20 protein-coding genes and 1 tRNA gene are annotated in these 19,217 nt (G+C 67.2%); 9 read left to right on the top strand and 12 right to left on the bottom strand.

Features of this window, described 5'->3' with window-relative positions; translation table 11 throughout:
• Window positions 1–112: 112 nt before the first annotated feature.
• Window positions 113–682 carry a hypothetical protein gene (locus QMK34_RS24360; protein ID WP_326416624.1) on the bottom strand — a complete coding sequence of 190 codons (570 nt, stop codon included), beginning with the start codon at window positions 680–682 and terminating at the stop codon, window positions 113–115.
• A 444-nt stretch (window positions 683–1,126) separates the two neighbouring features.
• On the opposite strand from QMK34_RS24360, the gene QMK34_RS24355 reads away from it, so the two are divergent.
• The 4 genes from QMK34_RS24355 (at window position 1,127) to QMK34_RS24340 (ending at window position 9,525) form a co-directional block, all read left to right on the top strand.
• Entirely contained in the window at window positions 1,127–2,374 is a 1,248-nt protein-coding gene (locus QMK34_RS24355) for a DUF6801 domain-containing protein (RefSeq protein WP_326416623.1), read from the top strand.
• Between the two features lie 109 nt (window positions 2,375–2,483).
• Window positions 2,484–3,611 carry a DUF6801 domain-containing protein gene (locus tag QMK34_RS24350; RefSeq protein WP_326416622.1) on the top strand — a complete coding sequence of 376 codons (1,128 nt, stop codon included), beginning with the start codon at window positions 2,484–2,486 and terminating at the stop codon, window positions 3,609–3,611.
• A gap of 243 nt (window positions 3,612–3,854) precedes the next feature.
• Window positions 3,855–5,045: a DUF222 domain-containing protein gene (locus QMK34_RS24345; RefSeq protein WP_326416621.1), complete on the top strand. Its 1,191-nt coding sequence runs from the start codon at window positions 3,855–3,857 to the stop codon at window positions 5,043–5,045.
• Window positions 5,046–5,532: 487 nt separating this feature from the next.
• On the top strand, window positions 5,533–9,525 hold the full coding sequence (locus tag QMK34_RS24340) for a discoidin domain-containing protein (protein WP_326416619.1): 3,993 nt from the start codon (window positions 5,533–5,535) through the stop codon (window positions 9,523–9,525).
• A 73-nt stretch (window positions 9,526–9,598) separates the two neighbouring features.
• Here the strand turns inward: QMK34_RS24340 and QMK34_RS24335 are convergent, their stop codons facing one another.
• Window positions 9,599–10,024 (bottom strand): nucleoside deaminase, encoded by a 426-nt coding sequence (locus QMK34_RS24335; RefSeq protein ID WP_326416618.1) that lies wholly within the window; start codon window positions 10,022–10,024, stop codon window positions 9,599–9,601.
• The gene (locus tag QMK34_RS24330; protein ID WP_326416617.1) at window positions 10,021–10,890 is read right to left on the bottom strand and encodes an LLM class flavin-dependent oxidoreductase; all 870 of its coding nucleotides are present in this window, start codon (window positions 10,888–10,890) and stop codon (window positions 10,021–10,023) included. Before QMK34_RS24330 ends, QMK34_RS24335 begins: the two co-directional genes overlap by 4 nt.
• A 92-nt stretch (window positions 10,891–10,982) precedes the next feature.
• On the opposite strand from QMK34_RS24330, the gene QMK34_RS24325 reads away from it, so the two are divergent.
• On the top strand, window positions 10,983–11,435 hold the full coding sequence (locus QMK34_RS24325) for an Lrp/AsnC family transcriptional regulator (RefSeq protein ID WP_326416616.1): 453 nt from the start codon (window positions 10,983–10,985) through the stop codon (window positions 11,433–11,435).
• Here QMK34_RS24325 and QMK34_RS24320 read toward each other — a convergent pair.
• From QMK34_RS24320 to QMK34_RS24305, 4 genes are all read right to left on the bottom strand, one after another.
• Window positions 11,425–12,492, bottom strand: coding sequence for an alpha-1,3-galactosidase-related protein (locus QMK34_RS24320; protein WP_326416615.1), 1,068 nt, complete (start codon window positions 12,490–12,492; stop codon window positions 11,425–11,427). The two genes, QMK34_RS24325 and QMK34_RS24320, sit on opposite strands and share 11 nt — an antisense overlap.
• Window positions 12,483–12,938, bottom strand: a complete 456-nt coding sequence (locus tag QMK34_RS24315; RefSeq protein WP_326416613.1) for a hypothetical protein — start codon at window positions 12,936–12,938, stop codon at window positions 12,483–12,485. Before QMK34_RS24315 ends, QMK34_RS24320 begins: the two co-directional genes overlap by 10 nt.
• Before the next feature lie 63 nt (window positions 12,939–13,001).
• Window positions 13,002–13,373, bottom strand: a complete 372-nt coding sequence (locus QMK34_RS24310; RefSeq protein WP_326416611.1) for an RNA-binding S4 domain-containing protein — start codon at window positions 13,371–13,373, stop codon at window positions 13,002–13,004.
• 51 nt (window positions 13,374–13,424) lie between these two features.
• Window positions 13,425–13,919 carry a DUF3237 domain-containing protein gene (locus QMK34_RS24305; protein ID WP_326416610.1) on the bottom strand — a complete coding sequence of 165 codons (495 nt, stop codon included), beginning with the start codon at window positions 13,917–13,919 and terminating at the stop codon, window positions 13,425–13,427.
• A gap of 76 nt (window positions 13,920–13,995) precedes the next feature.
• Here QMK34_RS24305 and QMK34_RS24300 point away from each other — a divergent pair, with 76 nt between their 5' ends.
• Complete coding sequence (locus QMK34_RS24300) at window positions 13,996–14,637, top strand: TetR/AcrR family transcriptional regulator (RefSeq protein WP_326416609.1); 642 nt, start codon at window positions 13,996–13,998, stop codon at window positions 14,635–14,637.
• Window positions 14,638–14,682: 45 nt separating this feature from the next.
• Here QMK34_RS24300 and QMK34_RS24295 read toward each other — a convergent pair whose 3' ends face one another.
• Window positions 14,683–15,150, bottom strand: a complete 468-nt coding sequence (locus QMK34_RS24295) for a CBS domain-containing protein (protein ID WP_326416608.1) — start codon at window positions 15,148–15,150, stop codon at window positions 14,683–14,685.
• The gene (locus tag QMK34_RS24290) at window positions 15,147–15,347 is read right to left on the bottom strand and encodes a hypothetical protein (RefSeq protein WP_326416607.1); all 201 of its coding nucleotides are present in this window, start codon (window positions 15,345–15,347) and stop codon (window positions 15,147–15,149) included. The genes QMK34_RS24295 and QMK34_RS24290 overlap by 4 nt, the downstream gene beginning before the upstream one ends.
• Window positions 15,348–15,373: 26 nt before the next feature.
• Here QMK34_RS24290 and QMK34_RS24285 point away from each other — a divergent pair, with 26 nt between their 5' ends.
• On the top strand, window positions 15,374–15,817 hold the full coding sequence (locus tag QMK34_RS24285; RefSeq protein ID WP_326416606.1) for an LmrA/YxaF family transcription factor: 444 nt from the start codon (window positions 15,374–15,376) through the stop codon (window positions 15,815–15,817).
• 92 nt (window positions 15,818–15,909) lie between these two features.
• Here the strand turns inward: QMK34_RS24285 and QMK34_RS24280 are convergent.
• Window positions 15,910–15,983 (bottom strand) — tRNA-Leu (locus QMK34_RS24280).
• A 122-nt stretch (window positions 15,984–16,105) separates the two neighbouring features.
• On the opposite strand from QMK34_RS24280, the gene QMK34_RS24275 reads away from it, so the two are divergent.
• Window positions 16,106–16,327 carry a DUF3618 domain-containing protein gene (locus QMK34_RS24275; RefSeq protein WP_326416605.1) on the top strand — a complete coding sequence of 74 codons (222 nt, stop codon included), beginning with the start codon at window positions 16,106–16,108 and terminating at the stop codon, window positions 16,325–16,327.
• Between the two features lie 19 nt (window positions 16,328–16,346).
• Here QMK34_RS24275 and QMK34_RS24270 read toward each other — a convergent pair whose 3' ends face one another.
• Window positions 16,347–16,829 carry a hypothetical protein gene (locus QMK34_RS24270; protein WP_326416603.1) on the bottom strand — a complete coding sequence of 161 codons (483 nt, stop codon included), beginning with the start codon at window positions 16,827–16,829 and terminating at the stop codon, window positions 16,347–16,349.
• Window positions 16,830–17,065: 236 nt separating this feature from the next.
• Window positions 17,066–17,665, bottom strand: a complete 600-nt coding sequence (locus QMK34_RS24265) for a TetR/AcrR family transcriptional regulator (RefSeq protein WP_326416602.1) — start codon at window positions 17,663–17,665, stop codon at window positions 17,066–17,068.
• Window positions 17,666–17,743: 78 nt separating this feature from the next.
• On the opposite strand from QMK34_RS24265, the gene QMK34_RS24260 reads away from it, so the two are divergent.
• Window positions 17,744–19,204: a flavin-containing monooxygenase gene (locus QMK34_RS24260; RefSeq protein WP_326416601.1), complete on the top strand. Its 1,461-nt coding sequence runs from the start codon at window positions 17,744–17,746 to the stop codon at window positions 19,202–19,204.
• The last annotated feature ends 13 nt before the right edge of the window (window positions 19,205–19,217 follow it).

Below are 19,217 nucleotides of genomic sequence, written 5' to 3'. Positions count from 1 at the left end.
GCCGCGAGTGGTTTCCACCGGCCCTGGAGTCGGCGAAAACCCTTGCGGGAACGGGAAAGGGAGTGCACCGGTCGACCTCCGTGCTGGGGGAAAGTGCTGGGGGATTGAATGGTCAGGCCGCGTTGCCGTAGACCCGCTTGCAGGTCGGGGACTCGGCGAACGCGAGGTTGAGTTCGGGGTTGGCCTTGAGGTCCTTGATCGGGCCCTCGGGGTCGGACAGCTGGCCCATGCTGGTGTTGGCCTCGGCGATGACCTGCTGCAGCCCCTCCTTGTCGGAGATCTTGGCCGCCTGCATGCGGGTCCGCGTCGCGTCCACCTTGGCCTTGGTCTCGGTCAGCGTTCCGGTCGCCTTGTCGACCGTGACCTGGCCGTTCGGCACCGGGGGCAGGCCCGCGCCCTTGATGCCGCCGGCCATGTCGTCGAGCGCGGACGAGATCGACGTGAGGAACCCGACCATGGCGTCCCTGGCCTTCTGGGGGTCGGCCTGGTCGAACGCGGGCGGGTTGGCCAGCTTCGCGGAGCCCGCCTGGACGCCGGTGCAGACCTTGTCGACCCAGGCGATCGCGGCCGGGTCCGCGTGCGGGCCGTCGTCAGCGGCACCTTTCGAACCGCAGCCGGTGAGGGCGAGACCCAGCGCCGAGGCGAACGCGACGGTGGTGGCCAGACGGCGAATCTTGTCCATGTCATCATCCTTGATGAATTCCGGCGGGGAAAAGGCGAACGTACTATGGCGGACGCTACTGAGCACGCACCGCAGGTGCAAGGCCGCGATCGTCATAAATGCTTATCCACTGACGCCTTTATCATCCTTGGGCGAGTTTCTCCGACTGCTTTTGTCACCTGTGTCAGCCTGTCGCGCCAGGGCTCGCACCAGGGAAAACATGGCGCGGCGCTGCTAAGTACCGTACTCGCCCGGCGTGCTCGTGTGACAATTTCTTGGTACCGGTGCAAGTTTTCCGGGTTTCCACTTGCCCCACTCGTGGTGCGTCGTTAGCTTACTGTTTGGTAGCGATTGGACAAGCATCTTCACTACCCTCGAACGCAAATCACACCGATTCCCGGTTGTGACCGGGGTGAGTGGTTTCGAGCCGTTTCGTATCACCGTTGATACCACGGAAGGACGATTGTGAGTCACCGAAGAGGATTCAAGAAGCTGGCCGCGGTTGCCGCTGCCACGACCGCGACCGGCCTGGTCGCGGCTGGACTGATCGTCGGGGCGCAGGTCAGTTCCGCTGACCCGGTCTCGCTCACCCTCACCTACAAGTGCGAGTTCCCGATCGTCGGGGTTCAGCCGCTGAAGGTGGCCGTTACCACCGACCTGCCGCTTACGGTGCCGGTCAACACGCCTACCGGAGCTTTCGCCATCAAGGCGGTGTCCACCATCAGTGAGGACACCGTAAGTGGCTTGGGCATCATCGGCGCCACCACTCTGGAAGGCACCGCCGGTGCCTCGGCGAGTGTGGTGGGCGCGGGGATCAACCTCCCGTCGCTCACGGTGCCGGTCACGTTGGACAAGACCAACATCCCGGCTTCGGGCGAGATGGCGATCAACGCCAACGGCAAGACCCCGTCGCTGACCTTCAAGGAGGCCGGTGACGTCAAGATCAACGTCGGTGGCCTCTCGCTGAAGGTGACCCCGCGCAAGGCGGACGGCACGGTCACCGACATCACGCCGGACGGCACGATCAGCACGGCCTGCACGCAGGACCCGGGCCAGAACAACCTCCTGGCCACGATCAAGGTCGGCAGCGGCCCCGCCAGCAGCACCCCGCCGACGTCACCCACCACGCCCACCACGCCGACGTCGCCGAGCACCCAGCCGACGACGCCGACGAGTGACCCCACCACCCCCACCACCCCCGGTGGCGGCACGATCAAGTACTCGTACGCGATCGACGGGCAGACCACACTGAAGTCCCTCGGCAGCACCGCGCCGATCAAGGGTAGCTTCGACGCAGACGTCAAGCTGCAGCCGCAGACGTTCACCGGCAACCTCACGCTGGCGAACACCCACACCGACTTCAAGCTGCTCGGCTTCCTGCCCGGCAGCTCGGACATCAAGGTGGTGCAGGAAGGCGTGCAGTCGGGTGAGCTCGTCGCCCCCGGCTTCAAGGCGCACATCAAGTTCAACGTGTTCCTGCCCCAGGTCGCGCTGTTCGGCTTCCCGATCAGCACCGACCCCAAGTGCGGCACCGTGTCCCCCTCGACCTCCGAGATGGTCACCGCTCCGGACTTCAACCTGCTCAAGGGCGGCAAGCTGTCGGGCACCTACTCGCTGTCGGCGCTGGCCAACTGCGGTGGGCTGAACGACTACATCAGCGCGTTCGCCAAGAGTGACGGCAACACGCTGGATCTCAACCTCACCAAGAAGTAACTCGCCGGGTTCGCCCGCACCCTAGTGGTCACGGCTACCACAAAGTCAGGCGCCGGCCCTCGTCGCTCACCGCGGCGGGGGCCGGTGCCCCGCCATCCGGAAGGCGATCATGAACCTCCGCACTCCTGTCCGCGCCGTGCTCGCGGCGGGCACCGTCGGGCTTGTTGTCGTGGCCGGCCTGCTGCTGAGCGGCGGCCAGAGCCTTGCCGCGCCGACACCGATCGACAAGCACCTCACGTTCACCTGTCCGTTCCCGCTGATCGGCCTGCAGAAGCTGGACGTCGGGATCAAGGCGAACTTCGACGTGCCCACCGCCGTCGGCGGCTCGCTCAAGACTTCGGACCTGACGGTGCTGGTGACCGTGCCGGACAAGCCCGCGCGTGGGCTGAACCTGGTACAGGCCGCCACCATCGAGGGCACCGCGTCGGCAGGCGCCACGATCACCAACGGCCCCGCGAAGCCGCTGGCGCTGAAGATCCCGATGAACGTCGCCAAGACCGACATCCCCACCACCGGCACCTTCGCCCCGGTGGCGACTGGATCCGTCCCGACCGCCGTGCTCAAGAACCCCGGCAAGACCTCCGTGGTGATCGGGGACTTCAGCACCCGCCTCACGCCGAAGAAGGCCGACGGCTCGCCCACCGGGCTGGGCTCGTTCACCTCCGACTGTGTGCTGGACCCCGGGCAGGACCCGACCCTGATCGCCTTCGACCTCGCGGGCGCCCCTCCCGGCGACACGGCGTTCGCCTACGGTTTCAAGGGCAGCACGGCACTCAAGTCACTGGGCAGCACGGCGCCGATCACGGGCGCGTTCGCGGCGAAGGTCGATCTCGCGACGAAAACGTTCACCGGTGACCTGAAAGTCGATCCGACGCACACGGACTTCAAACTCTTCGGATTTCTGCCGGGAAGCGCGGACATCACCGTGGTGCAGAACGGCGTGCAGGCCGGTCAACTGACGGGCACCGGATTCGTTTCGCACACCCGGTTCGACGTGTTCCTGCCGCTGGTCTCGTTGTTCGGCCTGCCGATCAGCAGCGACCCGAAATGCGGCACCGTCACGCCGTCGAGTGTCGATCTCGTGACGGCCGCGGGCTTCGACCTGCTCAAGGGCGGCAAGCTGACGGGGACCTACTCGCTCTCCGCGTTCGCCAACTGCGGCGCGCTGAACGACTACATCAGTGCGTTCGCCAAGAGCGAAGGCAACACACTCGAATTGGACCTGCTCAAGCAGTAGCTCGTTTCAGGGCCGCACCTGCCGATCTTCCGGTGGGTGCTGCCCTTTTTCGTGCCCGGCAGTTCACTCGTTGGAGTGGTGCGTTCGCTTTTTGCGTTTCCGTTCTTGTCGGTGGTCCTCTTTAGCGTCGTCGGCGTGCCCACTACTGAGGTCTTACCTGACAACATCACTACGGAAGAAAGACAGGTGCTGGCTGGTCTACGGTCGGATGGGTTTCGAGGCATCGGCGCCGAGGTGTGCCACATGGACGCTGACGACGTCGTCCAGCTGATGGAGGGCGCGGCGGCGTTGATCGCGCGGTTGCAGGCTTTGCAGGCGCGTGCGGTGAACCGGCTCGACGAGGTGCGTGCCGGTTCACGTGGGCCGCTGGCCGAAGTGGCGTTGAGCCTGTCGGTCACCCAGCACCACGCCCGGTCCCTGGTGACCGTGGCCAGGGCACTGATCAAGCGGCTGCCACGTACTTTGGGATTGATGGAAAGCGGTGTCCTGGATTGGTACCGGGCATCGAAAGTCGTCGAAGCGACCGACTGGCTGTCCGATGTGGACGCCGGAGCGGTGGACGAGATCCTAGTGTCGAGGCTGGTGGGGAAGAACGCCACCCAGGTCCGCCGAGCCGCCTGCTATGCGGCGATGAAAACAGATCCGAGCGGAGCCGAGAGACGCGCTGAACGTCGTCGCACGAGCAGGCGGCTGGTGCTGACTCGCCAGGGTGAGGGCACCGCGACGTTGTCGATCGACAACGCCCCGGTGGAGAAGGCGGCCACGGCGTACAGGCGCATCGATCGCGTGGCTCGCGCGCTGAAGACCCGCGACGAGCGCCGGACGTTGGACCAGCTTCGAGCTGACGTGACGTTGGATCTCCTGCTGGGCCACCGTGACGGCGGCAGAGGTGGCGCCCGGCCGGAGGTGTTCCTCTACATGGATTTCAACACCTACCTCGGGCTCAACCACAACCCCGTGGAAATGGCGGGCCACGGCCACCTTCCCGCCGGGCTTGCACGCTATATCGCCACTGGTCCGGACACTGTGCTCCGGCGCATCATCACGGACCCGCTGACCGGGCAGGTGCTGGAACTGGGCCGCACCCGCTACCGGCCGACGGCCTCGATGGACGAGTTCATCCGGGTCCGTGATCGCGAATGCCGCGGAGTCGGCTGCAGCCGTCCGGCGCAGGCCTGCGGCATCGACCACGGTAGCTACCCCGGCACCGACCGGACCAACGGCGACCCGGCCACTCTCGGCGAAATGGTCTGCTACTGCGGTACCGAGCACGAACTCAGGGACGAACCAGGCTGGCACCGCACCTTGAGCCCGGACGGCATGCTCACCGTCACCACGCCCACCGGCCGCAGCTACTTCAGCAGCCCTGAACCCTTGCATGAGCCAAGGTTGTCGCCACCCAGCGACCATGACGACTATTCACCGCTGTCATGACCGGGTGGCTTGCGGTCGTCAAACGATCACTGCTCACGACCTCGACGCCGATGAGGTCGCAACGGTGTGAGGGGTTCCTGGTACTCGACGCGGGCTTGCGAGTCAAGTCGTCGCCCTGGCTGCCGAAGGCGACGTGCCGTCCATGGTCGGTGTTTCCGGCGCCCGGTGGGGCAGTGTCGATCTCGCCGTCGTCGGCGAATGACCATGACGGGCGGTCCCGGCCGAGACCTTGCCGCTCGTCGGCCGTCGAGGGACGTTCACCGTCCAACCGGACGCGTGTGGCGCCTCGTCCCGGGTCCGCGTTGCTCCGGTCGGGTGAAACGGTGGCTTCCGAGCAGGCCTTCTGCAACTCTTGGACACCACAGTGCAAATCTCGTACAAGACAGCGGCAAATACTCACCAGTTTCAGGAAGTTTCCGTGCGCCCGGTCCCCATCTCAAGCGTGCGGTCCCGCTTGCCCCCTCAACGGAGAGGCCAGAGGAACGCCATGAGAACGAAGCGACTCCTACCGCGGGCGAGCGCCACACTGCTCGCATCCGCCCTGCTCGTGCTCGGCTTGCCGGTGCTGACCGCGCACGCCGCCGAAACGACCGGGAAGGCGGCCTCGGCCAGCAGCTCCCAGGGCGACCGAACCGCCGCGAAGGTCAGTGACGGCGACCAGAACACCTACTGGGAAAGCTCGACGGCGAAGCAGCCGCAGTGGGCGGAGATCGACCTCGGCGCCAAGACGAGCGTCGATCAGGTCGTCCTCAAGGTCCCCGCGGGCTGGAACGCGCGCAAGCAGACCCTCGCCGTGCAGGGCAGCCTGGACGGCACCGGCTTCTCGACCATCGTGAGTTCTGCTGAATACTCGTTCGACCCGAAAGCCGGGAACACGGTGAAGATCGCCTTCGCGCCGACTGTCGCCCGTGTCGTCCGGGTGGAAGTCACGGCCAACACCGGTTCGCCCTCGGCTCAGCTCTCCGAACTCGAGGCCCACCGCGCGACCGCGTCGACCGCCGATCTGGCGGCGGCCACGACGTTGACTGCGAGCAGCGGGAACTCGCCGTATGTCGCGTCGAACGCGAACGACGGCAACCAGGCCAGTTACTGGGAGAGCGCGAACAACGCGTTCCCCCAATGGATCCAAGCCGATCTTGGCGCTTCACTCGCCACCAATCGGATCGTCCTGAAACTGCCGTCAGGCTGGGAGACCCGCACGCAGACGTTGAAGGTGCAGGGCAGCGCAAACGGCTCGACCTTCGCCGATCTCGTCGCGTCCGCCGGCTACGTGTTCAACCCGGCCACCGGCAACACGGTGACGATCTCGTTCGACACGGCCACCACCCGATACGTCCGCCTCGCCCTCACCGCCAACACCGGCTGGCCTGCCGGGCAGCTGTCCGAGTTCGAGGTCTACGGCCCGGCGACGGGCGACACCCAGGCGCCGACCGCCCCGGCTAACCTGTCTCTCACCCAGCCGGGCACCGGCCAGATCAAACTGACCTGGAACGCGGCCACCGACAACGTCGGTGTGTCCGGCTACGACGTGTACGCCAACAACACGTTGCGGTCGAGCGTCGCGGGCAACGTATTGACCTACACCGACAGCCAGCCCGACGGCAGCAACGTCTCGTACTACATTCGGGCGAAGGACGCGGCCGGTAACCAGTCGCCGAACAGCAACACCGTCACCCGCACAGGCACCGCGAACGGCGCGAACCTGGCCGTGGGCAAGGCGATCACCGCCTCGTCGACCACGCTCAACTTCGTCGCCGCCAACGCGAACGACAACACCACGGCCACCTACTGGGAGGCGGGCGGTGGCACCTACCCGAACCTGCTGACCGTCGCGCTGGGCGCGAACGCCGACGTCAGCTCGGTGGTGCTCAAGCTGAACCCGGACGGCGCGTGGTCGACCCGCACCCAGACCATCGAGGTCCAGGGCCGCGAGCAGAGCTCGTCGGCGTTCACCACACTGACCGCCGCGGCGGTGTACACCTTCGACCCGGCGTCCGGAAACACGGTGACCATCCCGGTCAGCGGCCGTGCCGCCGACGTCCGGCTCCGCGTCACCTCGAACTCGGGCGCGGGCGGGGGCCAGGTCGCGGAGTTCCAGGTCCTCGGTGTTCCCGGGCCGAACCCGGACCTCGTGATCACCGGCATGTCCACCAGCCCCACCTCGCCGGTGGAGACCGACCCGATCACCTTGTCCGCCACGGTGAAGAACATCGGCACCGCGGCCGCGGGCGCCACCGACGCCACCCTCTACCTCGGCACCGCGGTCGCCGGAACAGCACCGGTCGGTGCGCTGGCCGCCGGGGCTTCGACGACGGTTTCGGTCGATGCGGGGCCGCGTGACGCCGGGACTTACCCGGTCAGCGCCAAGGTCGACGAGAGCAACAAGGTCATCGAGCAGAACGACGCGAACAACAGCTTCACCAGCCCGTCGTCACTGGTCGTCACCCCGGTCGCGTCGTCCGACCTGGTGGCGTCGCCCGTCGCCTGGTCGCCGAACAACCCGGCCGCGGGCAACGCGGTGAACTTCTCCGTCGCGATCAAGAACCAGGGCTCCGTCGCCTCCGGCAGCGGCTCGCACGCCATCACCCTGACGGTCATCGACGCCACGAGCGGGGCCGTCGTCAAGACGCTGACCGGCGCCTACAACGGGACCATCGCCGCCGGCAGCACGACGGCGCCCGTCAACCTGGGCTCGTGGACCGCGGTCAACGGCAAGTTCACCGTCAAGACCGTACTGGCCAACGACAGCGCCGAGCTGCCGGTCAAACAGGCCAACAACACGAGCAGTCAGGCGCTGTTCGTCGGCCGTGGCGCGAACATGCCGTACGACACCTACGAAGCCGAGGACGGCGTCACCTCGGGCGGCGCGAGCGTCGTCGGCCCGAACCGGACCATCGGCGACCTGGCGGGGGAGGCGTCCGGCCGCAAGGCGGTCACCCTGAATTCCACGGGAAGCTCGGTCGAGTTCACGACCAGGGCCACGACCAACACGCTGGTCACCCGGTTCTCGATCCCGGACTCGGCGGGCGGCGGCGGACTCGACTCGACGTTGAACGTGTACGTCAACGGCACCTTCCTGAAGGCGATCGACCTGACGTCGAAGTACTCGTGGCTGTATGGCGCTGAAGCCGGTCCCGGGAACTCGCCGGGTTCGGGCGGGCCACGGCACATCTACGACGAGGCAAGTCTGATGCTGGGCACCACCGTGCCGGCGGGCAGCAAGATCAAGCTGCAGAAGGACGCGGCCAACACCACGACGTACGCGATCGACTTCGTCAGCCTCGAACAGGTCGCGGCGATCGGCAATCCGGACCCGGCCAAGTACGCCGTGCCCACCGGATTCGGCCAGCAGGACGTGCAGAACGCGATCGACAAGGCGCGGCAGGACAGCAATCTCGTCGGCGTCTACCTGCCGCCGGGTGACTACCAGACCTCGGGCAAGTTCCAGGTCTACGGCAAGGTGCTCAAGATCGTCGGCGCTGGGCCGTGGTTCACCCGGTTCTTCGCACCGTCCACTCAGGACAACACTGACATCGGCTTCCGGGCGGATGCCACGGCGAACGGGTCGACGTTCTCCGGCTTCGGCTACTTCGGCAACTACACGTCCCGCATCGACGGCCCCGGCAAGGTCTTCGACTTCGCCAATGTCGCGAACATGACGATCGACAACATCTGGACCGAGCACATGGTCTGCATGTACTGGGGCGCCAACACGGACAACGTCACGATCTCGAACTCGCGGATCCGGGACACGTTCGCCGATGGCGTCAACATGACCAACGGCAGCACGGACAACCACGTCACCAACAACGAAGCGCGCTCCACCGGTGACGACAGTTTCGCGCTGTTCTCTGCCATCGACGCCGGTGGTGCCGACGAGAAGAACAACTTGTACGAGAACCTCACGTCGATCCTGACGTGGCGTGCCGCCGGCGTCGCCGTCTACGGCGGCTTCGCCAATACGTTCCGCAACATGTACATCGCGGACACGTTGACCTACGCCGGGATCACGATCAGCTCGCTGGACTTCGGCTATCCGATGAACGGCTTCGGCACCGATCCGACGAACCTGCAGAACATCTCGCTCGTGCGGACCGGCGGGCACTTCTGGGGCGGCCAGACGTTCCCGGGAATCTGGGTGTTCTCGGCGTCCAAGGTGTTCCAGGGGATCCGCGTGTCCGATGTGGACATCGTCGACCCGACGTACAGCGGCGTGATGTTCCAGACCAACTACGTGGGAGGCCAACCGCAGTTCCCGATCAAGGACACCATCTTCACCAACGTCAGCATCACCGGTGCGCAGCGCAGTGGTGACGCCTTCGACGCCAAGTCCGGGTTCGGCCTCTGGGCGAACGAACTGCCGGAGGCGGGCCAGGGCCCGGCGGTCGGCACGGTCACGTTCAACAACCTCAGGATGAGCAACAACTTCCTGAACGTGAAGAACACGACCTCGACGTTCACCATCGTCACCAACCCGTAGCCGGGTCCGGTTCCCAAGCCCCTGAAGGCCACCTTCACCGCGTAAAACGCCGTGAAGGTGGCCTTCAGGGGCGCTACCGGTAGTAGTCCGCGACCGGGACGCTCGCCTCGTCGAGCAAGGCCGGACCTTCCTGCGGCACCGGCGGGAAACCGCCGCCCGGCTTGAGTTCCCCCAGCTGCTCGCCCGACAGGGCGAACACGACGCGCCCGAGACCGGAGCGGTCGATGGCGCCCGCGCACATGCCGCAGGGCTGGCAGCTGGTGTACATCGTGGTCGTGGCCGCCGTGCCCGGGTCGAGTTCGCGCGCCGCCCACCTGGCCAGCTTCTGCTCGGGATGGGCGGAGATGTCGTTGTCCGTCAAGACCGTGTTGCGCTCCTCGGCGAGCACGGCGCCGTCCCCACCCACCAGCAGGGAACCGAACGGCGGGTTCCCGCCCGCCCGCGCCGACGCGGCCAGCTCGATTGCCCTGCGGAGGAAGCGTTCGTCTTCTGGTGTCATGGCTGTTCCGTTCCGGTTGGGGGAGTACGCAGGTCCCAGTGGGCCGCGATCGTCGCGAGTGTCTGCCACGCCTGCTCGGGGTGGCGTGTTTCTGCCGGATCGTCGGTGAACGTGTCGAGCAGGACGGTGTCCGCGCCGACCCGGCGCAGCTCACCGAGATCCTCGACCACCTGCTCGATGGTCCCTTCGCCCGCGCGTCGCCCGGCGTCGGTGATCGTCGATCCGGTGAGCCGAAGGATGATGCGAGGCGCCAGCGCGGGCACCGGCCGCTGTTGCGCCTGCGCAATAGTGGTAACCCGTTCGAGTGCCGCGTGCAGCCAGGGAAGGGTGAAGTGCAGCGGATGCCAGGCGTCGCCGAGGTCTACGGCCCGGCGGACCGCGGCGGCGCTGTTGCCGCCGACCCAGATCGGGATGTCCCCGGCGCGATAGTCCCGGTCGTCCTCCCAAGCGGCGCGGACGGTCCGGAGATGCTCGTCGGTCAGCCTCCCGCGCTGTTCGAACGGGACGCCGAGTGCCTCGAACTCCTGTCGCGCCCAGCCGACGCCCACCCCGAGCACCAGCCGTCCGCCGCTGAGCTGGTTGAGGTTGGCGGCCATCCGCGCGATGGCCAGCGGGTGCCGGTACGGCACGACGAGCACGGTGGTGCCCAGCCGGATCCGGTCGGTGATCCCGGCCAGCCACGAAAGCGTGGTGAACGGCTCATAGAACGGCGCCGGATACTGCTCGGCGACGTCGGGGGTGATCGCGAGGTGGTCCGACACCATCAGCAGGTCGAACCCGAGGCCCTCAATCGTCCTGGCCCAGTCGCGGAGCAATCCGGGATCGGCACCCGGCCCGAAATTCGGCACGTTCACGCCAAGTCGCATCGGACAAGACTATCCAGTGTCTTCCTGGTCAGAAAGAGATCGTTCACGGCGTTGGACTCTTCCGGGCGTGGATCTCCCGGTATTGTGCCCGGATGACCGTGAGTCTTGACGAGACCGACTGGGCCATCCTGAGCGAGGTCCAGCGCGACGGCCGCATCCCGCTCACCGAGCTGGGCCGCCGCGTGAACCTCAGCGCCTCCGCGACCACCGAGCGCGTGAAACGCCTGGAGGCGACAGGTGTCATCACCGGCTACCACGCCGACGTCGACCTCGCGAAGGCTGGTTTCGCGGTGCTCGCCATCGTCCGTCTCAAGTACCCCGGCAGCAAGCACGAACCCCTGCACCGGCTGCTGGAGGAGCGCCACGAAATCCTGGAGTGCCTGCGCACCACCGGCGACGACTGTTACCTGCTGAAGGTCGCCGCGAACTCCATGCCCCACCTCGAGCAGCTCATGAACGAACTCGCCCAGTTCGGCAGCACCACCACCAACATCGTCTACAGCCAGACGCTGCCCTACCGCGGCCCGCGGAGCCCTAGTCCGTGACCACGGCCGGGTTCAGGCCCTTGTCGTAGTGGTTGCGCTCGATCCGGATGTCCGAGCTGCCGTGGAACTTGAACAGGGGCGAGGTGTACGGCGGGTGCGCCGGGCCGTCCAGCCGCCGCACGGTGTCGCCGGTGAACTGGAATCCGCCGACGCTCTTGGCGTCGACGACGGTGACGTCGCCGACGTCGAACTTGTTGTCCTCAACGGAGATGCCGTGGTGCACCGGATTCGTCGGATCGAGGACCTGGTTGGTCGGCTCCACGAGGATGACCGGGCCGCTGGGCCTGGTGAACGCGTTGCCGCGGATCGTGACGTCGGAGACCGCGCCGGATTCGTACCACTGGTAGGCGTTGGCGGAGATGTAGACGCTCGGCATGGACATCCCGTCGAACCGGTTGCCGGTGATCAGGACCGGTTTGCGCGTGGTGACGAGCACGCCGCGGGTCGGCACGTTGCGGAACACGTTGCCGGAGACGAGGACCGACGGTGTCGCGGTGATGTTCTCCGCGACTGTCCCGCCGATCTCGACTCCCGGCGGCACGGGCCGGTCGAGTGTGACGGTCATCGTGGTCAGCGGCTTCGTGTGGTTCATGCCGCTCGGCCCGTCGACCACGGCGACCACGGCGTGCGCGCCGAGGAGCGGGGACATGGTGAGTTTGTCGACGAACTCGACCTCGTCGCCGGGGGAGAACTGCGGGAAGCCGGCGGTCTGCGGGTGCCGGTAAGCGAGGGACAGCGTGGCCAGCCCGGGTTTCCCGGCGACCTCGAGGTAGGTGCCGTGGATGTTGATCGGATCGTCGTGCGGCCCGTCGAAGACGCTGCCGGTGATCGAGACCTTGCCTTTGATCCCGGACATCCGCACGAAGTCCGCGAACGAGGCCGTCGACCGGCCGGACCTCGGATCGGGCGCGAAGTTCACCTTGTCGATGCTGATGTTCTCGCTGAACTGCCCCACGACGCCGAAGGTCTGCAGATAGTAGGCGCTCATCGAGCGCATCGTGACGTTCTTCGACTCCCAGATGAACGCGCCCGGCTCTTCCCGCTCGATCAGGCGCATCTGGTAGACGAGCCCGGCGCCGCCGAGGTGGTGTAGTCGATCCGGACGCGGCGTCCGCCCAGGTCGGTGACCGCGGCGACGGAGCTGAACAGCGGGTTGTCGCCGCGCCAGGTCTTCTGCGCCACCGGGTCGTGGATCTGCGTGTACTCCGGCCCGTCGACGCCCGACCAGTACGGTTGCCCGGTGGCAGGGCTGGTCTCGCCGAGCCAGGTGATGTGCGTGCCGTTCACCCGATAGGGGCTGCCAGCGGGGACCGACAGGACGCGGTACGCGTGTCCCGCGGTCACCCCGGCCGCGGCGACGGTCGCGTCGATGACCTTCGGCGCGGCGTAGTCGAAGGAGAAGTTTGTGAACGTCACGTTCGTCGAGCGGATCGACGCGAACGCCGTCTGCAGGCCGTGGTAGACGAGTTCGGCCCCGCGCCCGTCGATGGTGACGTCGTGCATGTCCTCGACGAGCAGGCCGATCTTTCTTGTCCCGGTACCGCGGCAGTGCCGCCACGGCCAGGATCACAGCGCTTCGGGTTCGCCGGTCCGGAACTTGTCGAGGACCCGGCGTTCCCGTTTCGTCGGACGGCCCGCGCCCCGGTCGCGACGGGCGACGGCCGAGGAGGTGTCCGGCGGCGGAGGCGTCCGGTCGATGAAGCAGACGGCGGCGTCGGTGGCCCCGACCCGCTTCTGGATCACCCGTACGACCTCGACGATCCGCGTCGTGTCACCCACGCGGGCCCGCACCTGGTCGCCGGGTGACACCGTCGTCGCCGGTTTGGCCGGCCGGTCGTTGACGCGCACGTGCCCGCCCCGGCAGGCCGCGGCGGCGTCGGGCCGGGTCTTGGTCAGCCGGACCGCCCACAGCCAGCGATCCACACGAGTGGACTCCACAGTCGTCCATGATGGCCTACCGACCGCCGCTCGCGCACGTAGAGCACCTCCTCAGCCGACCCGGAGTACGCGGTAGGCGACCCCGCCGTCGACCAGGTAGCCCGAACCGACGCAGATGATGTCGTTGAGCCAGGCGTAGTCCGGTGATCCCGTTTCGAACAGCGGGGTGGTGCGGAAGTAGTAACGAGCGGGATCGGCCTCGTAGCGCTTCGCCGGGTCGGCCAGCTCCGCGCGGAGCCCGGGAGGGACGACCCAGCGGCCGCCGTAGGTCATGTTGACCAGGGCGCCGTCGTGTGTGCGCAGGGTCAGCCGCACATCCAGCGTCATGGTCCCGTCTTCCCGGAACAGCGCCCAGTCCCCGCCGCCCGCCAGCACTTTCCCGCGCAGCGCCGGGCCTTCGAACGAGCCGCCTGCCGCGCCGAAGAGAACCCGCCTGCCGACCGGGCCGTCGCCGAAGTTCAGCGGCGTGTCCAGATCGACGACGAGGTCGAACAGCGGTGCCGTTTCGAGCTCGCCGAGCGTTTTGACTCTCGAATCAAGTGCCACGATTCCCCCTTGACAGAGCTGCGGTAAACTAAACATACGATCGGTCGTATGTTTATAGCAAGGGAATGATGGACCCATGACCGAGCACCCCGCCACCGCGGAGATCGTCGACCGCCGTCTCCTCCGTGGCGCGCGGACCCGGCACGCGATCGCCCGCCACGCCGCCGACGTCGCCTCGCTTGAGGGGCTCACCGGGCTCAGTCTCGGCAGGCTGGCCACCGACCTGGGCCTCAGCAAGAGCGGCGTCCAGACCTTGTTCGGCACGAAGGAGAAACTGCAGGTCGCCGCCGTCGAGGCGGCGCGGGAGGCCTTCCTGGACGCCGTCGTCCGTCCCGCGCTCGCCGCGCCTCCTGGTGCGGCCCGGCTACGCGAGCTGATCGAACTCTGGGGTGTCTACGCCGAGACGCCGCTGTTTCCCGGCGGCTGCTTCAGGGCGGCCAACCTGGCCGACTTCGACAGCCGCCCCGGCCAGGTCCGCGACGCGCTCTTCCGTGACCAGCGGGACTGGCGGGACCTGATCGCGGGCGAACTGCGGAAGGCCGCCGACGCGGGCGAGATCGCCGAACTGGACGCCGGATTCGCGGCCTTCCAGCTCGACGCGGTGCTGTGCGCGGCGAACACCGCGCTGCGCCTGGGGGACAAGCTGGGGGACAAGCTGGTCATGATCAAGGTCCGGCGCGTGCTCGACGGGTTCCTCACACCACCGGTCACTACGTAGCGGGTGTGGCACGTCTTCACTGGAAAGGGCGCGCTGCGACGCTCTTCACGTCCTGGCACCACAGCCGGTCTCGTGTGCCGCGGTCGTGGTCAGCCGACGTTCGAGGGCACGGGCCTTGATGTCCGCGTCGGCGCAGAAGCCGAGACCGGTGCGGTTGAGGCACAAGAGACCGAGCAGCAGCTGATGGTCGTCGATGACGGCGAGGCGCCGCCGCCGGAGCGCGGTCATCGTGTGCCACGTGGCGTCGAGATCGGCGTCGGGGCTGCTGACACGTCCCCGCAGCCGCCCGGCCAGGCGGGCGGGGAACTCCGGGGGCACCGTCGTGACATCCGGCCGTTCGACCACAGCCATCAGCTTGTCGTTGTCGACGACCAGTACGGCGTGCACGTGATCGTCGCGGAACAGTTCGCGTACGTGGGCCGTGGTCGTCGCGGGTCCGCACACTTGGGGAAAGCGGATCATGGCGTCGGCCACCGTCGCGCCGCGGCTCGCGTGTCCCCTGACGAGGTTCACGACGGCACACGTTCGAGCCGGGCGGGGACGTTCTTGTGCCAGGGGGTGCCGACGAACTTGTCGCGGCGGGTGCTGGAGGTCAGCGTGTTCAGCGGCACGCCGACGACATGGTCGGTGCCGTCGTCGCCGGGGTAGGCCACGCCCATCCCGTTGGGCAGTGAGATGTGGCCCGGCTGCATCATGTCGCTGACTTCCACGCTGGTCTCGGCCGAGCCGGGGGTCGGTGTATCACCACTTCCCCGGTGGGCGAAGCGAGCTGATCCTCAGCGCGACCCGGCTGGCAGGCGACTTCATCACGGCCCTGGTCGAAGACGCCGCCACCGATGGCGACCCGGTGCGAGCGCTGGAGCGGTTCGTTCGGTTCTGGAAATACGCGCTGGCCGACAGTGACTACACCGCAGGCTGCCCGATCGTGGCACTGGCCGTCGATGGTCGCCACGGCACCGACGAGGTGGCCGTGCTGGTGCGCGAAATCTTCACCCGCTGGCAGACGAGCCTGTCCGGCCTCCTGGTCGCCCACGGCATCCCCGCCGCGCGGGCCCGGTCGCTGGCCACCGTGGTGGTCGCCGCCATCGAGGGCGCGGTCATCCTTTGCCGCGCCCAGGGCGACGACGGCCCGCTTGACGACGTCCTCACCGAGATCCCGCGGCTGCTGGGCACGCCCTGAGCGCGAAGCGGGGTGTTTGCGGCACGTTTGCGGTACGGGGCCTTGTCGATCACCTGAGGTCAACCGAGAAACCGCAGGTCAGCGTGTCATTGTGGGCCCGGAGAGACTCGAACTCTCACTGGCACGGACCTAAACCGTGTGCCTCTGCCAATTGGGCTACGGGCCCCCACAAGCGGTGAAAGCGTATCGTGCGCCACGATCGGGCTTCCTCGGCGTGGTCAATGCGGTGCCGGTGGGGGCTGTCCTCTACCGTGGGGCACCAGCAAGTCCGATGTGCGAGGAGGACAAGTGGCTCGCGATCCCGAGACCATCGAGCGTGAGATCGAGAAGGCCAGGAACGCTCTGGCGACGACCCTCGATCAGCTCGGCACCAAGGCGAACCCCCAGCGGCTTGCGGACACGGCGAAGAACAGTGTGCGCGCGAAGCTGGACGAGCCGAAGGTGAAGTACCCGCTCATAGGGGCCGCTGTCCTCATCGGCGTCCTGCTGCTGCGCAAACTCCTCAAGTAACCCCGCCGGCGTCAGGGCCTCAGGCCCTGGCGGCCGGGGGTGTCACGGTTTTCGTCGCCACCGCGGCCGCCGCCACCGGGCCACCCGGATTCAGCTTCGCCTCGTCGGACTTCGGCGTGTGCTCGGCAGGCTTCCGTGGCTCGACGGCCTTGGAAAGCTGCTTGCTCGGCGGCATCTGCGGTTTGCCGGAACCCTTTTCGGGCGCGGACGCCTTTTCGGCCTGCTTGGGCACCGCCGGCGGCGGCACCACCAGTGGTGCGATCTCCGGCAGGGTCAGCCGGGCCGTCATGTAGGCGCTCGTGAACTCGAAGGCACTCCCGTTGAGCAGGTGCACCACTGTCGTGCGGCCTTCCGGTGCCAGTTTCTCGACCAGCTGATCGGTGCGATCCCTCGCCGCGATGATGCCGGGCGCTCTCGCCGTCAGCTGCTTGCCGAGACCACTGACCGTGATCGTCCAGTCATCACCGGTCTGCACGTAGTTCGCCGTGATTGTGTCTGCCATCTGTCTCACCCCTCTCCCTCACCAGCATGCGTCACCGACCTTGACTCGGCCACCGCGCGATCATGACGCGACTCGGCCATGACGTTCCCCACTCTCGTGCGTCGGCCGAAAAGGTCCAACCCACTTTCTACAGTGCTATCGATACAGCAAGACAACTCTGTGTCACAAGTAACCAGACGCAATGTGCTCTGAGTGACGACCGAATGGCCTAATGCACGGGCATCCTCACGGGCGTTTCACCGGGTGCGGCGGTTGAGGCCGTCCCAGAGCAGGTCCATGGCGTAGCCGGTGGCCATTTCGGGCGTCACCTCGTCGTGTCGCTCGCACCAGATGGCCAGTCGCTCGCAGGCGCCGACGACGAACTCCGCCGACGCTTCGGCGCGCAGGTCGTCGCCGTTGTCGAAGTGGCCGCTCATCAGCGCGGCGATCAGGTCGGTCTGCTGGCGCCGGGTCTGCTCGATCTCGTCGGCGGCCGGGGTGCCGATCAGTGCCATCTCGTGTCGCAGCAGTGACCACGCCTGCCGTCGCTCGCGGATGAACACGAAGAACGCCAGCAGGCCGAGGCGCAGCGCCTCCTCCGCGGTGGCCACGCCGACCGTCGCCCGCTCGGTGACCTCGCGCAGCGCCGCCCGCGACTGCTGGATGCAGGCCAGCAGCAGCCCTTCCTTCGAGTTGAAGTACTCGTACAGCATCGGCTTGGACACGCCGACCCGCTCGGCGATCTCGTCCATGGACGAGGCCGCGTAGCCGCGCTCGGCGAAGACCTCTTCGGCGATGTCGATCATCTGCCGTTCCCGTTCCGCCCGGGGCATGCGCTTGCGTTTCGCCGTGGTCACGACGACACTCTACCGGTGGTAACCTACTTCGAGTAAGGTGGACTCGAGGTAATAGGAACTTCAACGGAGGACGGGCATATGGGCAACCGCACCGAGACCGGGGTCGTGATTGTCGGGACCGGTTTCTCCGGCCTCGGCATGGCCATCCAGCTGCGCAAGGAAGGCCGCGACGACTTCGTCATCCTCGAGAAGGCGGCCGACGTCGGCGGCACCTGGCGCGACAACACCTATCCGGGCTGCGCCTGCGACATTCCCTCGCACATGTACTCGTTCTCCTTCGAGCAGAATCCCGGCTGGTCCAGGGCGTACTCGCCGCAGCCGGAGATCTGGAAGTACATGCGCGAGGTCGCCGACAAATACGACCTGCGCGGCCACATCCGTTTCGGCCAGGAGATGACCGGCGCCCGCTGGGACGCCGACGAGAACCGCTGGCACGTGTCCTCGAAGTCCGGGGAGGAGTTCGTCGCGCCGGCTCTGGTCGCCGGGCTCGGCGCGCTGCACCTGCCGCAGATCCCGAAGCTGCCCGGCATCGAGAGGTTCCAGGGCCGCGCGTTCCACTCGGCGCGGTGGGAGCACGACTTCGACTTCACCGGCAAGCGCGTCGCGGTGGTCGGCACCGGGGCCAGCGCCATCCAGTTCGTCCCGCAGATCGCCAAGGACGTCGAGCAGCTGCACCTGTTCCAGCGGACGCCGCCGTGGATCATGCCGAAGCCGGACCGCGAGATGCCCGGCTGGCTCAAGGGCATGTTCAAGACCGTTCCGCTGGTCCAGCGCGCTTTCCGCGACATCCTCTACTGGGGACTCGAGGCGCGCGCGATCGGCTTCAACGGGCACCCCGGGGTGATGAAACTGGGCCAGCGCATCGCGCGGCGCAACATCGACAAGTCCATCAAGGATCCCGCGCTGCGCGCGAAGCTGACCCCGGACTACACGATGGGCTGCAAGCGCGTCCTGGTCTCCAACGACTACTACCCGGCGCTGGCCAGGGAGAACGTCGACGTCGTCACCGACGGGGTGACGGAGGTCCGCGAGCACAGCGTGGTGGACGGCGTGGGAGTCGAACACGAGGTCGACGTGATCATCTACGGCACCGGGTTCCACGTCACCGACGCGTTCGACGACCTGGAGATCATCGGGCGCGACGGGCGCAACCTCGGCAAGGAGTGGGCCACCGAGGGGATGAACACCCACCTTGGCATCACCGTGTCCGGCTTCCCGAACCTGTTCCTGCTGCTCGGCCCGAACACCGGGCTGGGGCACAACTCGGTGGTGTTCATGATCGAGTCGCAGATCTCGTATGTCGCCCAGGCGCTGCGAATGGCGCGCGGCAAGGCGCTCGACGCCAAGCCCGCGTCGCAGGCCAGGTTCAACGTGGACATCCAGCGCAAGCTCGAGAAGGGCATCTGGACCCAGGGTGGCTGCAAGAGCTGGTACCTCGACGCGAAGGGCGTCAACCGGACGATCTGGCCCGGCTTCACGTGGCGCTACTGGCTCGACACCCGCAAGGTCCGCGCGGAGGACTTCGAGCTCCTCGGCTGACTTCCGCCGCCTC

It is taken from the genome of Amycolatopsis sp. H20-H5 (genome assembly GCF_035828755.1).
In the GTDB taxonomy this organism is placed as follows: domain Bacteria; phylum Actinomycetota; class Actinomycetes; order Mycobacteriales; family Pseudonocardiaceae; genus Amycolatopsis.
Note: the sequence above shows the minus strand (reverse complement) of the source record. Positions and strands in the feature narration are given on the sequence as shown.

Bases quoted from the DNA above. Each gene is read 5' to 3' on its own strand.
- QMK34_RS24345 (WP_326416621.1), top strand. From the start codon at position 3,855: ATGGACGCTGACGACGTCGTCCAGCTGATGGAGGGCGCGGCGGCGTTG.
- QMK34_RS24335 (WP_326416618.1), bottom strand. From the start codon at position 10,024: ATGACACCAGAAGACGAACGCTTCCTCCGCAGGGCAATCGAGCTGGCC.
- QMK34_RS24300 (WP_326416609.1), top strand. From the start codon at position 13,996: ATGACCGAGCACCCCGCCACCGCGGAGATCGTCGACCGCCGTCTCCTC.
- QMK34_RS24260 (WP_326416601.1), top strand. From the start codon at position 17,744: ATGGGCAACCGCACCGAGACCGGGGTCGTGATTGTCGGGACCGGTTTC.
- QMK34_RS24350 (WP_326416622.1), top strand. From the start codon at position 2,484: ATGAACCTCCGCACTCCTGTCCGCGCCGTGCTCGCGGCGGGCACCGTC.
- QMK34_RS24360 (WP_326416624.1), bottom strand. From the start codon at position 682: ATGGACAAGATTCGCCGTCTGGCCACCACCGTCGCGTTCGCCTCGGCG.
- QMK34_RS24330 (WP_326416617.1), bottom strand. From the start codon at position 10,890: ATGCGACTTGGCGTGAACGTGCCGAATTTCGGGCCGGGTGCCGATCCC.
- QMK34_RS24315 (WP_326416613.1), bottom strand. From the start codon at position 12,938: ATGCACGACGTCACCATCGACGGGCGCGGGGCCGAACTCGTCTACCAC.
- QMK34_RS24340 (WP_326416619.1), top strand. From the start codon at position 5,533: ATGAGAACGAAGCGACTCCTACCGCGGGCGAGCGCCACACTGCTCGCA.
- QMK34_RS24270 (WP_326416603.1), bottom strand. From the start codon at position 16,829: ATGGCAGACACAATCACGGCGAACTACGTGCAGACCGGTGATGACTGG.
- QMK34_RS24325 (WP_326416616.1), top strand. From the start codon at position 10,983: ATGACCGTGAGTCTTGACGAGACCGACTGGGCCATCCTGAGCGAGGTC.
- QMK34_RS24320 (WP_326416615.1), bottom strand. From the start codon at position 12,492: ATGCGCCTGATCGAGCGGGAAGAGCCGGGCGCGTTCATCTGGGAGTCG.